The sequence below is a fragment of the Brevibacterium oceani genome, from assembly GCF_013623835.1.
GTDB lineage: Bacteria > Actinomycetota > Actinomycetes > Actinomycetales > Brevibacteriaceae > Brevibacterium > Brevibacterium oceani.
In genome coordinates this window covers 63,848-77,677 of record NZ_JABKDE010000007.1, presented here as the reverse complement: position 1 = coordinate 77,677, position 13,830 = coordinate 63,848, and the positions used below count along the sequence as shown (strand labels likewise).

The following is a 13,830-nucleotide window of genomic DNA, read 5'->3' as shown; positions in this document are numbered from 1 at the left end:
ACGGTCGGGGTGGGAGGGAGACTCAGCTTGGTCACACTGATCCGCGGGGCGGAGATCTTCGCCCCCGAACCGCTGGGAGTCCGCGACATCCTCGTCGAAGGTTCCCGCATCGCCCATATCGGTGAGGTGGATCCGGCCGGCATCGCCGCGTTGCCCGGTGCCCGGGTCATCGATGCCTCGGGACTCACCGCCTGCCCGGGTTTCATCGACCCGCATGTGCACATCACCGGCGGTGGCGGCGAAGGAGGCTATGCGACACGTACCCCGGAGATCGCCGTCACCGACATCATCCGTTCGGGTGTGACCACCGTCGTCGGCTGCCTCGGCACCGATTCCGTCACCCGCACACATACAGGTCTCCTCGCCAAGGCTCGGGGCCTCGAAGAAGAGGGGATCACGGCTTTCGTCTATACCGGAAGCTACCAGCTCCCGGCACGGACGATCACCGGATCGGTCGTCGACGACATCGTGCTCATCGACAAGGTCATCGGCGCCGGAGAGATCGCCGTGTCCGAACGGCGTTCGTTCCAACCCATGATCGAGGCTCTCGCCGACATCGTCAGCCAGTGCCACGTCGGCGGACTGCTCAGCGGCAAGGCCGGTGTCACGCACTTCCACGTCGGGTCCCATGAGTCCAGGCTCGCCCCTCTCCATCGCCTCCTCGATGACTACCCGATCGCGCCGCCAGCCGTCTACGCCACGCACATCACCCGGGATGAGGAGCTCTTAGCCGATGCCGTCGCGCTGGCGGCGAAGGGGGCCTTCGTCGATATGACGGCCGGTGCCTCGACCGTGGAATCGGTACGCAGATACGTCGAGCTCGGCGGTGATCTCGACCGGCTCACGCTGTCCTCGGATGCCAACGGAAGCCTGCCGAGGTTCGATGCTCAGGGTCGTCTGATCGACCTCACAGTGGCCGACCAGTCGACGTTGTTTGAGCAGGTGTGGGCCTGCGCCGAGTCCAGCGGACTCTCCCTGTCCCAGGTGCTCGCCCTCGTCACCGCCAACACCGCCGACGCACTCAAGCTCTCCCGCAAGGGCCGGATCGCGCCCCGGCATGATGCCGACCTGCTGCTGTTCGATAAGGGCCGGACGTTCCGACACGGATTCGCTATGGGGCATCAGACTATCAGCGACGGTCGGCTGCAGGTCCGTGGGACGTTCGATGCGGCGCCTTCTCAGACAACACGATCTCAGTCGCGCCCGGGCCGCAGCAGCCGGGACTGACCTCAGTCGCGCTGGGCTCGCGCCGACCTGCGCTGCGCGTATTCGCCCGGACTGAAACCGGTGACACGGAGGAAGTCGGCGTTGAAATGGGATTGGTCGAACCATCCGAAGCGAGCACCGAGGTCGGCCAGTGGCTCGTCCCATCCGCGGTCGATGGCCCCGACGGCGTCGATGATCCGAGCCCGGCTGAGAATCTTCTTCGCTCCGACCCCGCAGTAGCGGCTGAACATCCTCTGCACCGTGCGTTCGGTGACACCGGCACGCTCGGAGAGCATTCTCAGACTCACGACCTCGGGATCATCGAGGATCTCGAGCAGCTGCTTCAGCCGCATATAACCCCCGGTCATCTGCGGTCGGCGGGAGAGCAGCCAGGACTCGACCGCCTCGGCGAGCGCGGAGATGTTCGGGCCGTCTGCCGAGCTGAAGTCCGACTCGGTCAGTCCCAGATCGGATTCGAGGGCGGGAAACCACTGTGCCGCGGGGACGGTGGTGTCGCGGATGTCGGCCGGCATCTGCCCGGAGAACGCCAAGGTCGCTCCGAGGTGGAAGTTCACCCCGAAGACTCCGCCGCGGCCGAAGATCCCGACGTCGAAGCGTCGCTGCGTCACCGGACCCGTCACCCACACTCCCGGTCCGTCGATGTTCGCCCGCCGGCTCGTCCCGTATTCGAAGGTCAGGTTGATCGTCGGCTCGGCGACCGTCGCCGTCTGGTAGCTCTCACCGTCGGGAAGATCCCAGTCGACGGCCCAATAGCGTTTGACGAAGGGCCGCAGGCGCTCCGCGACCACGCGGACCGACGAGTACTGCGCGTGCTCGAGCAGCTCCCCCGGCTTGAGGACGCGACCGTAGAGGTGATCGGGCGCCGGTGACGTATTTTTCCTAGAGACGACATCGTCCATGAGACAAGAATGTCAGACATGACCGACACACAGAACTCCACAGACCCGACCGACACCCTGCCGACCACTCCCGACACCACGGCCCAGTCCCCCATCGCCGCTCTGGCCATGGTCACTCTCGACGCCCCGGATGCCGCGGCGCTCGGCAGCTTCTACTCCGCCGTCATCGGGTGGCCGATCGCCTATTCGGATGAGAACTATGCGATGCTCACCGGACCCAGCCACGCTCTGGGCATCGGCACGATCCCTGACTATCAGCGCCCGGACTGGCCCGATGATGGGCACAAACAGTTCCATCTCGACCTCGCAGCCGATGATGTCGAGGCCGCAGCCGACCGCTGCGTGGCCCTCGGCGCCACCCGCGCCGATCCGCAGCCCGGCGAGACATGGGTCGTGCTCATCGATCCTGCCGGTCACCCGTTCTGCATCTCGGACGCGAAGAACTGGGGCTGAGCGGGCCCATTCTGCCTCACTCCACGGTGAATTGGCGGTCGTGCAGACCGGTGGCGGCACCGGGGATGGCCGGGCGGCGCTGCGAGGTCTGGACATTGCCGTCGGCGTCGATCGCGCGCACGCTCACCGTGTGCGTGTCCCGGCTCAGTCCGCTCAGCTCACACCGCCACTGCCGCCAGGTGTCGGCGGTGAGTTCCTCGCTGAGATCGGCGGTCTGCCAGTCGCCGTTGTCGACGCTCACCTGCACCTTCGCAATCCCCGTGTGCTGAGCCCAGGCCATGCCCGCTGTGATCACCCGTCCACCGTCCTTGGGCGTCACTGTGGCTCCGGGGCGCGGCACGTCGATGCGGGAGGCTACGAGCACCGGCCCGTGCGTGGACCAGCCGCGGGTCGTCCAATACGCTTCCTTGTCCGCGAATCGGGTGACCTCGAGGTCGGTCACCCATTTCGTCGCGGAGACGTACCCGTAGAGTCCCGGCACGACGAGGCGAGCCGGGTACCCGTGGTCGCGCGGCAGCGCGTGGCCGTTCATGCCCACCGCGAGCAGGGCGGCCCGGTCGTCGGTGAGCACCTCGAGCGGGGTGGAGGCGGTGAAACCGTCGTCGGAGCCCGAGAGCACCATGTCCGCCCCGGCCTTCGGCTTTGCCTGGGCGAGCAGGTCCCGGATCGGGTATCCCAGCCATTTCGCGTTGCCGACGAGATCCCCGCCGACTTCGTTCGACACACACGCCAGACTCACGTAGTGCTCCTCCAGCGGCAGGTCGAGCAGTTCGGCCATGGTGATCGTCACTTCGTGTTCGACGAGTCCGTGGATGCGCAGCTGCCACGTCCCGGCATCGACCGACGGCGGGATGAGCGCGGTGTCGATGCGGTAGAAATCCTCGTTCTCGGTCACCAGCGGGGTGAGCCCGGTGACGTCGAGTTCGGCCCCGGCAGGAATCTCCGGCGCCGAGGTGGCCGGACGGGGCAGAACGAGTCGCGTGACCGTGCCTGCCGCACTGCGGGCCAACGATGCGGCGGATTGGCCGGCGGCGACGGCGGCGATTCCGATCGCACCGAGCCCTGCGGCGAGTCCGAAGAAGGCCCGCCGGTCAGGCTTCGACTCTCGCCCGGCGCGTTCTCTCGTGACGGCATCCGAACTGTCTGCCGGCCGCGCGTCGGGACGTCCCGCCTCGCCGGATCCCGGCTGCCCCACCTCGTCGAAACACTTCCGCCTGGCGCGATCATCAAGGTGCAGGAGCATGAGGTAGACGATCGTGCCGGCCACGACCCCGCCGAGTGTCGGCAGGGTGGCGGTCAGTTCGGAGCCGGTGGTCACAGTGAGCACGGAAGGCAACAGGCCGAATCCGATGAGCAGGACGATCGAGAGGCCCCGCCGGTTGACCCCGATCCAGCCGATGAGTGCTCCGAGCAGAGAGCCGACGATGACGATGGTGATGACCAGCGCGAGCTTGTCACCGGTGCCGAAGACCGCGATCGCCGCCTTGATGAGAGCGGTCGGCATGAGCGGGATGAGGATCTGGCCGAGGATGAGCGCTGGGGCCGAGACGATGCCGAGTCCGCGGGCGATGAGTTCGGCGGTGCCGAAGTAGATGACGGTGGCGACGATCCCGGCCAGGACGGAGGTGACCGTGCGACGGTCGGTCATCGCTCTTCGCCTCCCCCGCCCATCCTCATGCCAGCGCGCGGCGCAGACGCACGGCCGCCTCGGTGAGGGTGCGGATCTGGTCGTCCCGCTCGTCTTCGGACAGCCTTGCGGATGTGCTGAGTCCGTGCTCGAGGAGGACGACGACCTGGTCGGCAAGCGCCTGATCGCTCAGCCACGGGACCTCGCGTCGGGCCGAGGTGATGGAGGAGAACTCGGCGAGGGCATCGATGATCGCCTGCCGCCTGCTGGGTGCGGTGGCGGTCGCCTCGTCGAGTTGGGCGGGGGTCAACGAGATGATCCGGATGCGGAGTCGACGCACCTCGGTCTCGAGTTCCTCCGCGGCTGTGGTCATAGGCCTATGGTAGTCCTCGACCTTCGGCCCGGCTCCGAGGTGGCGCTCAGCCGTCGGCCACCCACACGGTCATCGTCTCCTGGTAGGAGGCCAGGGCTTCGGGTCCGTTGTCGCGGCCCCAGAATCCGGACTGTCGCATTCCCCCGAACGGGGTCGCCTCGGTGCCTTCGCTGTAGCCGTTGACGGCGAGCGTGCCCACTCGGATCCGGTCGGCCCACCAGCGCACCCAGCCGATGTCCTCACACCACACGGTCGAGGCCAGGCCATAGGGCTCGTCGTTGATCAGGGACACTGCGGTTTCGCTGGTCTCGCAGCGGACCAGGTGGGTGACGGGGCCGAAGATCTCGCCGCTTCCGAGGCGGGTGTCATCGGGGACGGATTCGATGACGGTCGGCGGGTACCAGGTGCCGATGTCAGGCACCTCGGCGCGGATGTTGACGATCCGCGCGCCTTGGTCCACGGCTTCGTCGACCCAGGCGGTGATCCGGTCGCGGGCTTTCGTGTTGATCACGGGACCGATGTCGGTCGTCGGATCGAAGGGGTCGCCGACGGTCAGTGCCTCGGTGGCGGCGATGAGGGTGGTGCGGAAGTCGGCGAAGCGCTCGTCGTCGGCACCGACGTAGATCGCCCGCGAGGCGGCCGTGCAGTTCTGTCCGCTCGTGCCGAACGCGGCCCCGGCGATGTCAGCGGCGATAGCGGTGAAGTCACCGGCATGGTCGGCGTCGACGATGTACCCGGCCCGGCCGCCGAGTTCGAGCGAGACCTTCTTGAGGTTCGACCGGGCGGAGGATTCGAGGAAGGACCGTCCGACCGGGCCGGACCCGGTGAAGGTGAGCACGTCGATGTCCTCGTGCAGCCCCATGGCCGCGCCGATGCCCGGGCCCGTGCCGGTGAGCACGTTGAGGATGCCGTCGGGAACCCCGGCCTTCGCGGCGAGGCAGGCGAAGTGGAGGGCGCTGAGGGTTGAGTCCTCGGAGGTCTTGATGATCATCGCGTTCCCGGCGGCCAGCGCGGGGGCGACCTTCCAGCCGAGCATGGCGATGGGATAGTTCCACGGCAGGATCGCGGCGACGATGCCGGCGGGCACCTTCGTCACCCAGCCCCAACCGTCCGCGCTGCGCAGGTAGCGGCCGTCGTCGTGGGAGATGAGGTCGGCGGCGAAGCGCAGGTTCGCGACGACGTCGGGGACGTCCTCATCCACGCTGCCGGGGGCGACCTTCCCGGCTTCGACGGCGTCGAGGTAGGCGATCTCTGCGGCGTCGTCCTCGACGAGGTCGGCCAGTCGACGCAGCACGCGGGCGCGCAGCATTGCGTCGCGAGCCCAGTCGGTGGTGTCGAAAGCAGTGCGTGCCCTTGTCACGGTCGTATCCAGTTGATGCCGGCTGGCCGCGGTGAGGCTGCCGAGGAGGGTTCTGTCGATCGGTGAGATGAGGTCGATCTGCTCGCCTTCACCCGTTTCGGCTCGGCCGCCGATCCACAGCCCGTTGTCGCCGTCGATGATGGAGTGCAGTGCGGCTTCGCCGCGGTCGAGCAGTGCCTGTTTCGTCGTGGAATGATCGTTCATGGTCGTGTCGCTCATCGTTCCTCCTCCAGAGCGGCGATCGCCGTCATGAGTTCCGTCAGCGATTCGGAGTCGGCCGTCGGCAGCGGTGGGCGCACCGGCCCCTGTTCGTGGCCGCGGTGGCCGAGGGCCTGTTTGATGAGTGAGATGAACGCTGCGTTGCCTTCGATGAGGCCGAGCGCGGACCCGAGCCTCGTCCACAGCTCGACCGCACCTGCCCAGTCTCCGGCGTCGGCGAATGCCCAGAGTCGCTGGCAGTGCTCGGGAAGCAGCCACGCCGAGGCGGCCACCCATCCGCTGGCTCCCTGGGCGAAGCCTTCGAGTGCGATCCCGTCGGCGCCGACGAAGATCTCGATGTCCTGGCCCAGGCGATCACGCAGTTCGCGGATGCGTGTGGCCGCCTCCGAGGTCTCCTTCACGCTCCAGAGCCGACCGGTGTCGGCGAGGGCGGCGAGGTGGTCTGGGATCAGGTCGGTGCCCGTGGAGTGCGGGTTGTTGTAGACCATGACCGGTACCTCGGCGCCGGCTAGTACGGGCTGCAGGGCGGCGATGACGGCATCGGGTTCGAGTCCGCCGTAGAAGGGCGGGGTGACCATGACGGCGTCGGCTCCGCGGTCGGCGGCCTGGCTGATCTGCGCACTCATCTCGGTCGGGGTGTAGGCCATGCAGCCGATGACGATATGGGCACGGGAGTCGACGGCGGAGACGATGGTCTTGATCTGGGCGTCGCGCTCGGCGGGAGTAAGGGCGAGGGCCTCCCCCGTGGCGCCGAGGCCGAGGATGCCGGTCACCCCCGCAGCGACGACCTCGTCGATGCGTCTGCTCAGTGCGTCGAGGTTCTGGGCTCCGTCCTCGGTGTAGGGAGTCGTGGGAACGGCGAAGACGCCGCGCATCGGATTCGTCATCGAATGGTCCTCTCAGGCGGTGAGGCAGCTGGTCCGGTCTTCGACGGTGAAGGCGGTCCTCCGACGGTCGTCGTCGGTATCTCAGACGATAGGCATAAAAGTGATCACAAGCAATGGGGCGGACCCGGTTGCCCTGTTTTCGATCGTTCCAGCCTTGCTCGAGCCTCACTCCGGCCTCGTTCAAGGCTCCGCGCACTCTTCGAACCGTGCGCCGGTGCACATGCACGCTTCGCCTTGATCGACGCTCGGGGACCCTGCACACGACGAAGGGCGGATCCCCCGGTTCGGGGATCCGCCCTTCGTTCAGCGCTCGGTCGCCACCCTCGAGTGTGCGGTGAGCGTCGTTCTCAATCTCTGCCGACGGTCAGTCTCTGAAGTAGGAGATGAGGCGCAGGATCTCGACGTAGAGCCAGATGAGGGTGACCATAAGCGAGAACGCGCACATCCAGGAGTACTTCTCCGGGATCTTGTGCTTGACGCCCTCTTCGATCATCTGGAAGTCCATGATCAGTGTCATCGCGGCGAGCACGGTGGCGGCGATGCCGATGACGATGCCCAGAGGGATACCGAAGATCTCCATGCTGCGGACTCCGCCGGTGCCGAAGGCCAGCCCGAAGACGAGGTTGACGATCGAGAAGATCGCATATCCGCCGACGGCGATCATCATGAACTTCATCATCTTCGAGCCGAAGCGCACGCCCTTGAACTTGAAGAGGGCGAGCATGACGCCGAAGACGCTGAGCGTGGCGAGCACGGCCTGGACGACGATGCCGGAGTACATGCTCTCGAAGATCGAGGAGATGCCGCCGAGGAACACGCCCTCGAATGCGGCGTAGCCGATGATCAGGGCCTTGCTCGGTTCCTTCTTGAAGGCGTTGACCAAGCCGAGGACGAGGCCGACGAGCATCGCTGGGAAGGCGAGCATCGGCACGAACCAGCCGAGGACGGCACCGGCGAGGAGGATGGTGAAGAGCACGCCGGTCTTCATCATCACATCGTCATAGGTCATCGCCCGGTCGGCGACCTGCGGACCGGCGTTGCGGTTCTCCGCGGCCGGCTGGTTGAACAGGTTGTTGAGTTCCTGATCGGACATGACCGGCTGATTGCGTCCGGCCTGGGCGCCCTGGTTGATCGCCCGGTTCATCATGGGGTTACTCACGGTCGAGATCCTTTCGATCTGAGTAGACTGCTCGCGCCGACGCGGTGTCACGCGAGTGGTGATTCTTGGTTCAGTCTAGCGACAACACCTGGACGGATACTGAAATTCCCGGTCCCGCTCCGGGAGGCGTTGCACGATCGTAATCCCTGGAGTTCTCGGGATGGTCGGGGTCGCCGACAGCGCTGCATTTCCAGCGGGCTGCCCCTCTTCGATCGCCGCCGCACCCCGTGGCGGCTCAGCCCATGTGGTAGCCGGTCGCTGAGCCCGGGCCCCATGGGATTCCCGTGGCCCACCAGATGAAGAACAGCAGACCCCAGAAGACGAACATCGCAAAAGACAGCGGGATCGTGAACGACAGGAGGGTGCCGATGCCGGCATCCTTCCGGTAGCGCTGGATGAAGCCGAGCACGAGGACGAAGTAGGGGCTCATCGGGGAGATGATGTTCGTCGTCGAGTCGCCGATGCGGTAAAGCGCCTGCGTCGTCTCCGGGGAGATCGAGAGCAGCATGAACATCGGCACGAGGACCGGGGCCATGAGCGTCCACAGGCCCGAGCCCGAAGTCAGGAACATCGCGCCGAGCGCGGTGAGCAGCCAGCCGCCCAGCAGGATGACGAACGTGCCGGTGTTGAGCGCGCCGAAGAACTCTGCGCCCTTGATCGCGAGGATCTCGCCGAGGTTGGACATCGTGAACAGCGCAAGGAACTGGCTGGCCGCGAAGAAGAGGACGATGACAGGCACGAACGGCAACAGCCCCTTGGCCATCATCTCCGGGATGTCCGCGGTCGTCTTGATCGTCCCTGTCGCGCAGCCGTAGACGATGCCGACGAGGAAGAAGCCGACACCGATGATACCGGCGATTCCTGCCATCAGTCCGGATTCGGGGCCGAAGCCTCCGGCCTCGTCCCGGAGGAACGAGTCGGCGGGCAGAGCGAGGAAGAAGAGGATCGCCGCGCAGGCGACGATAGCGAGCACAGCGAAGACCATGCCGCGCTTCTCTTTGGGTTCGAGGTCCATCGTGACGTCGAAGTTCTCCGGATCGTTCTCGTCCTCGGGGTCGAGTCCGATCTGGTCGGCGCGTTTGGTCAGCAGCAGCTCGGTCATCAGGGTGATGGCGGCAGCGACGACGAACATGGACACGAAGTTGAAGTAGAAGTTCGCGACCGGGCTGACCGTGTAGCTGTCGTCGATGATGTGGGCCGCGGAGGTCGAGAGGCCGCCGAGGATGGTGTCGAGGGAGTTGACCATCGGTGCGGCCGAATACCCTCCCGAGGTCGCGGCATAGGCGACGACGCAGCCGAGCAGCGGGTTGCGTCCGACGGCTTTGAAGGCGAGCCCGCCGAGCGGGATCATGATCATGTACGAGGCGTCGGAAGCGATCGACGAGGCGGTGCCGGCGAGCGCGACGATGAAGGTGATCCACCTCGGCGAAGCTCCGGCGATGGTTCCGCGCAGCATCGCGGCGATGAGCCCGGACTGCTCGGCCACGGCTACGCCGAGGAGGACGATGATGACGAGTCCCAGCGGTGGGAAGGTGACGAAGTTGTTCGTCGCCCCGGCGACGATCTCACGCAGCGATTCGGTGCTGAAGAGGTTCGTCACCGCCACCGTCTTATCCGTCGCGGGATTGACCGCGCTCAGTCCCGTGGCGGAGAAGATCGCCGAGAGGATCATGACGATGACGGCCAGCGAGAGGAACAGCCAGAACGGGTGGGGCAGCTTGTTGCCGACCTTCTCGATGACGACCAGCAGTCGCATCAGCCAGTTGAGGTCTGATGAACCGCTGTGCTTCTCATCGGTTGCTGAGGTGGTGCTCGACATGGGATCTCCTCGGTCGTAGGCGCACCGGGCGGTGCGTCGGCCCGCGTGACGCACATGTGAGTGCAATCACGTCGAAGAGACAAGTGTCGTGGACAATCGCCGTTGTGTCACGGCAATCTCATATTCCGGAAGCGCCGAGGCGACTCATCGTCCCGCGGCTCGATCCCTGGGCAGCCGGCCTGATCCCCCGGCGGCCGGTCCGATGCCCCGGCGGCCGGTGCGAACCCCAGGCAGCCGGCCCGATCCCCGGGCAGCGGTGAACGTCGGACAGACGTTTCGTGCGTTGCCCGGACAATGACGAAGCGCGCCGATCACAGCGTGGCTGCGCTCGGCGCGCTTGTCGGTGTGCGCTGGGGTCAGCGCTCCACGTCACCGCGGATGAAGGCTTCGACCGCCTCGTGGGCGGCGTCGTCGTCCTGCTGCTCCGGGGGCGACTTCATGAAGTAGGAGGAGGCGGAGATGAGTGCTCCGCCGATGCCGCGGTCGAGTCCGATCTTGGCCGCACGCACGGCGTCGATGATCACGCCGGCGGAGTTCGGGGAGTCCCAGACCTCGAGCTTGTACTCCAGCGCCACCGGGGCGTCGCCGAAGTTGCGTCCCTCGAGGCGGACGAAAGCCCACTTGCGGTCGTCGAGCCATTCGACGTAATCGCTGGGACCGATGTGAACGTCGCGGTCGGACAGCTGGGCCGAGGTGTTCGAGGTCACGGCCTGCGTCTTGGAGATCTTCTTCGACTCCAGACGCTGACGCTCCAGCATGTTCTTGAAGTCCATGTTGCCGCCGACATTGAGCTGGTAGGTCCGGTCGAGGACGACGCCGCGGTCTTCGAACAGCTTCGCCATCACCCGGTGCGTGATGGTCGCACCGATCTGGGACTTGATGTCGTCGCCGACGATGGGAACACCGGCGGCGCGGAACTTCTCGTCCCATTCCTTGGTGCCGGCGATGAAGACGGGCAGGGCGTTGACGAAGGCGACCTTCGCGTCGATGGCGGCCTGCGCGTAGAACTCGACGGCTTCCTGGGATCCGACCGGCAGGTAGCACACGAGCACGTCAGCCTCGGCGTCCTTGAGAGCCTTGACGACGTCGACGGGGTCACGGTCGGATTCGACGATCGTGTCGCGGTAGTACTGTCCGAGTCCGTCGAGGGTGGGTCCGCGCAGGACCTCGATGCCGGTCGGTTCGACGTCGGCGAGCTTGATGGTGTTGTTCTCACTGGCCGTGATCGCCTCGGCGATGTCCACGCCGACCTTCTTGCCGTCGACGTCGAAGGCGGCGACGAAATCGATGTCACCGACGTGGTAGTCCCCGAACTCCACGTGCATGAGACCGGGAACTTTCGTCCCTGGGGACGCGTTCCGGTAGTACTCCACGCCTTGGATCAGGGACGAGGCGCAGTTGCCCAATCCGGCAATCGCGACTCGAATCGATTTCGTTCCCACAATTCTCCTTTGTTGTTTCGGGTCTCACCCGAATGCCAAGTTTCCCGAGGTTACAAGGGATCGCGTGCCTCGGATATTCCTGACCGAGTCCGGAATTCGCCCGGACCCAACTATTCATCTTAAACTCCTCGTCAAAGTGGCGAGGCATGTGCCCGACCCGGGACAGGCGGCCCGGGGATCGCGGTGTGTCCGTTCAGCTGACGACCAGCGGTTCGAGGACGAGGTCGGGGTGGTTCTTCTCCACGCCCTGCAGCCGCCACCGGTCAGAGAACAGCGCGAGCAGTTCACCGTCGGAACGGTGGAGGACCTCGACGGACCTCTCCCTCGACAGGGTCGGCACACATTCGGGGGTGGTGCGTCTGGCCAGGGAGAAGTTGAGGCGCTCGAGGCTGCAGGGGGCATTGAACTCGTTGGTCATCCGGTCTTCGGCGACCTCGAACTGCATCGGACCGACCGCGCCGAGGACCGGAGCCTGATCGCCGCGCAGATCCGAGCGCAGGACCTGGATGACGCCTTCGTGATCGAGCTGTTCGATGCCGCGGCGGAACTGCTTGTACTTCGAAGAGTCCTTGGCTCTGATGACCATGAAGTGTTCGGGTGAGAACGTCGGGATGCCCGGGAACTCGACCTTCCTGTCCAGGTAGAGCGAGTCGCCCACGCGCAGTGCGGAGGCGTTGACGAGGCCGACGACGTCACCGGGGAAGGCTTCGTCGACGACGTCGCGGTCGCGTCCGAAAACCTGCTGGGCGTACTTCGTGGCAAAGGGCTTGCCGGTCGCGGCGTGGGTGAGCACGGTGCCGCGCTCGAAGACTCCCGAACAGACGCGGATATAGGCCAACCGGTCACGGTGGTTCGAATCCATGCCTGCCTGGACCTTGAAGACGAAGCCGGAGAACGGAGCGTCGACGGGACGCGGGACTCCCTCCTTGTCCGGGCGCGCCTCGGCGGCGGGTGCCAGATCGACGAGGAGGTCGAGGAGTTTGTGGATGCCGAAGTTGAGCACCGCGGAAGCGAACATGACCGGGGTCGACTTCCCGGCGAGGAAGGTCTCCTGATCGTGGATCTGGTCTTCCATCTCCAGGAGTTCGGACTCGTCGACAGCGGTGGCCCAGGCATCGCCTTCGAGGTCCGCGGCCGCCTCGGCGGAGTAGGTCTCCTCCCCTGCGATGGTGGCACCGCCATCGGTGCGCGTGTACTTCGTGTACTCGCCGGTGAGGCGGTCGAGGACGCCGCGGAAGTCGCCGGACTGGCCGACGGGCCAGGTGATCGGGGTGGGCAGGAGCCCGGTGCGCTGCTGCACCTCGTCCATGAGTTCGAGGGCGTCGAGGCCGGGACGGTCCCATTTGTTGACGACGGTGATGATCGGGATGTTGCGGTGGGCGCAGACCTCGAAGAGCTTCATCGTCTGCGCCTCGAGTCCTTTGGCGGCGTCGATGAGCATGACGGCGCAGTCGACGGCCGAGAGCACTCGGTAGGTGTCCTCTGAGAAGTCCGCGTGTCCGGGGGTGTCGACGAGGTTGAAGACGGCGTCGCGGTACTCGAACTGCAGCGCGGCCGAGGAGATCGAGATGCCGCGGTCCTGCTCCATCTGCATCCAGTCGGAGACGGTGGCGCGGCGCCCGGCCTTGCCGTGGGTGGCTCCGGCCTGACCGATCGCACGGGCGTGCAGGGCAAGCGCCTCGGTGGTCGTCGACTTACCTGCGTCGGGGTGGGAGATGACAGCGAACGTGCGGCGGCGCGCCGCTTCTCGTCGGATGTCCTTATCGGAATACTGGCCGGAAGTCACCGCAATATCCTATCGTCCTTCTCCTGCCGCCGCCTTGTCCGGTCGGTCACAGTGGATTTCGGGGCCGTACAAGGCGGCATTCGAGGTGTCCGCGCTGTCCGAGCCGAGATGGGTACATCGCGGAACGGCCGAAGTGAGCATCGCTGTGACGGCATTGCGTCCAGCGTCCTGTCGGAATCGGCCCATATGCTGGTGGCGATGTCTGAGGAATATGTCGATTACGCCGGCCGTTCGGAGCCGAAGGAACGTTGGCTCAAGGCCCTGCCGCTCATCCTGGCCGGGGTCCTCGGCGCCCCGCTGCTCGCGTTCGCGATCATGTTCTCGTGGCAGATCGCTCAGGTGACCAGTTACATCTTCGATCTGGGTACCTCGGGCTGGGAAGCCTTCGCGATGGTGATGCTCAGCCTCTCCGGTGCCTTGTTCGTGATCTTCTGGATCGCGTTCCTCTTCATCGGCTCTCGTCGTCGCACGTGGAAGTGGCGGATCTGGTGGGCGGCGGCCGCTTTCCTCGTCGCTGCTGCGCTGCCGCTCTGGGCGCTGGCCGACAAACTGATCCATCCTGGGGCCTGAGCGGCACGC

Annotated in this window: 12 protein-coding genes; 3 read left to right on the top strand and 9 right to left on the bottom strand. The window is 66.0% G+C overall.

Annotated features, from left to right (window positions below):
* Positions 1-27 precede the first annotated feature (27 nt).
* On the top strand, positions 28-1,227 hold the full coding sequence (iadA, locus tag HK401_RS15305; RefSeq protein WP_181275525.1) for a beta-aspartyl-peptidase: 1,200 nt from the start codon (positions 28-30) through the stop codon (positions 1,225-1,227).
* Positions 1,228-1,229: 2 nt separating this feature from the next.
* Here iadA and HK401_RS15300 read toward each other — a convergent pair whose 3' ends face one another.
* Complete coding sequence (locus tag HK401_RS15300; protein ID WP_181275524.1) at positions 1,230-2,126, bottom strand: helix-turn-helix domain-containing protein; 897 nt, start codon at positions 2,124-2,126, stop codon at positions 1,230-1,232.
* A gap of 18 nt (positions 2,127-2,144) precedes the next feature.
* Here HK401_RS15300 and HK401_RS15295 point away from each other — a divergent pair, with 18 nt between their 5' ends.
* On the top strand, positions 2,145-2,579 hold the full coding sequence (locus HK401_RS15295) for a VOC family protein (RefSeq protein WP_246490649.1): 435 nt from the start codon (positions 2,145-2,147) through the stop codon (positions 2,577-2,579).
* 16 nt (positions 2,580-2,595) lie between these two features.
* Here the strand turns inward: HK401_RS15295 and HK401_RS15290 are convergent, their stop codons facing one another.
* The 8 genes from HK401_RS15290 to HK401_RS15255 form a co-directional block, all read right to left on the bottom strand.
* On the bottom strand, positions 2,596-4,227 hold the full coding sequence (locus HK401_RS15290; protein ID WP_181275522.1) for a molybdopterin-dependent oxidoreductase: 1,632 nt from the start codon (positions 4,225-4,227) through the stop codon (positions 2,596-2,598).
* Positions 4,228-4,252: 25 nt separating this feature from the next.
* Positions 4,253-4,579, bottom strand: a complete 327-nt coding sequence (locus HK401_RS15285) for a hypothetical protein (protein WP_181275521.1) — start codon at positions 4,577-4,579, stop codon at positions 4,253-4,255.
* Between the two features lie 46 nt (positions 4,580-4,625).
* Positions 4,626-6,158: an aldehyde dehydrogenase family protein gene (locus HK401_RS15280; protein WP_181275520.1), complete on the bottom strand. Its 1,533-nt coding sequence runs from the start codon at positions 6,156-6,158 to the stop codon at positions 4,626-4,628.
* Positions 6,155-7,045: a dihydrodipicolinate synthase family protein gene (locus HK401_RS15275; RefSeq protein WP_181275519.1), complete on the bottom strand. Its 891-nt coding sequence runs from the start codon at positions 7,043-7,045 to the stop codon at positions 6,155-6,157. The genes HK401_RS15280 and HK401_RS15275 overlap by 4 nt, the downstream gene beginning before the upstream one ends.
* 364 nt (positions 7,046-7,409) lie before the next feature.
* Complete coding sequence (locus tag HK401_RS15270) at positions 7,410-8,192, bottom strand: Bax inhibitor-1/YccA family protein (protein ID WP_181275686.1); 783 nt, start codon at positions 8,190-8,192, stop codon at positions 7,410-7,412.
* A 247-nt stretch (positions 8,193-8,439) separates the two neighbouring features.
* A complete protein-coding gene (locus HK401_RS15265) occupies positions 8,440-10,023 on the bottom strand; it encodes an AbgT family transporter (RefSeq protein WP_181275518.1) in 1,584 nt (527 codons plus the stop codon).
* 356 nt (positions 10,024-10,379) lie between these two features.
* Positions 10,380-11,465 carry an inositol-3-phosphate synthase gene (locus HK401_RS15260; RefSeq protein WP_181275517.1) on the bottom strand — a complete coding sequence of 362 codons (1,086 nt, stop codon included), beginning with the start codon at positions 11,463-11,465 and terminating at the stop codon, positions 10,380-10,382.
* A 193-nt stretch (positions 11,466-11,658) separates the two neighbouring features.
* Positions 11,659-13,251, bottom strand: coding sequence for a peptide chain release factor 3 (locus tag HK401_RS15255; protein ID WP_181275516.1), 1,593 nt, complete (start codon positions 13,249-13,251; stop codon positions 11,659-11,661).
* Between the two features lie 198 nt (positions 13,252-13,449).
* Here HK401_RS15255 and HK401_RS15250 point away from each other — a divergent pair, with 198 nt between their 5' ends.
* Entirely contained in the window at positions 13,450-13,821 is a 372-nt protein-coding gene (locus tag HK401_RS15250; RefSeq protein ID WP_181275515.1) for an Asp23/Gls24 family envelope stress response protein, read from the top strand.
* Positions 13,822-13,830 lie beyond the last annotated feature (9 nt).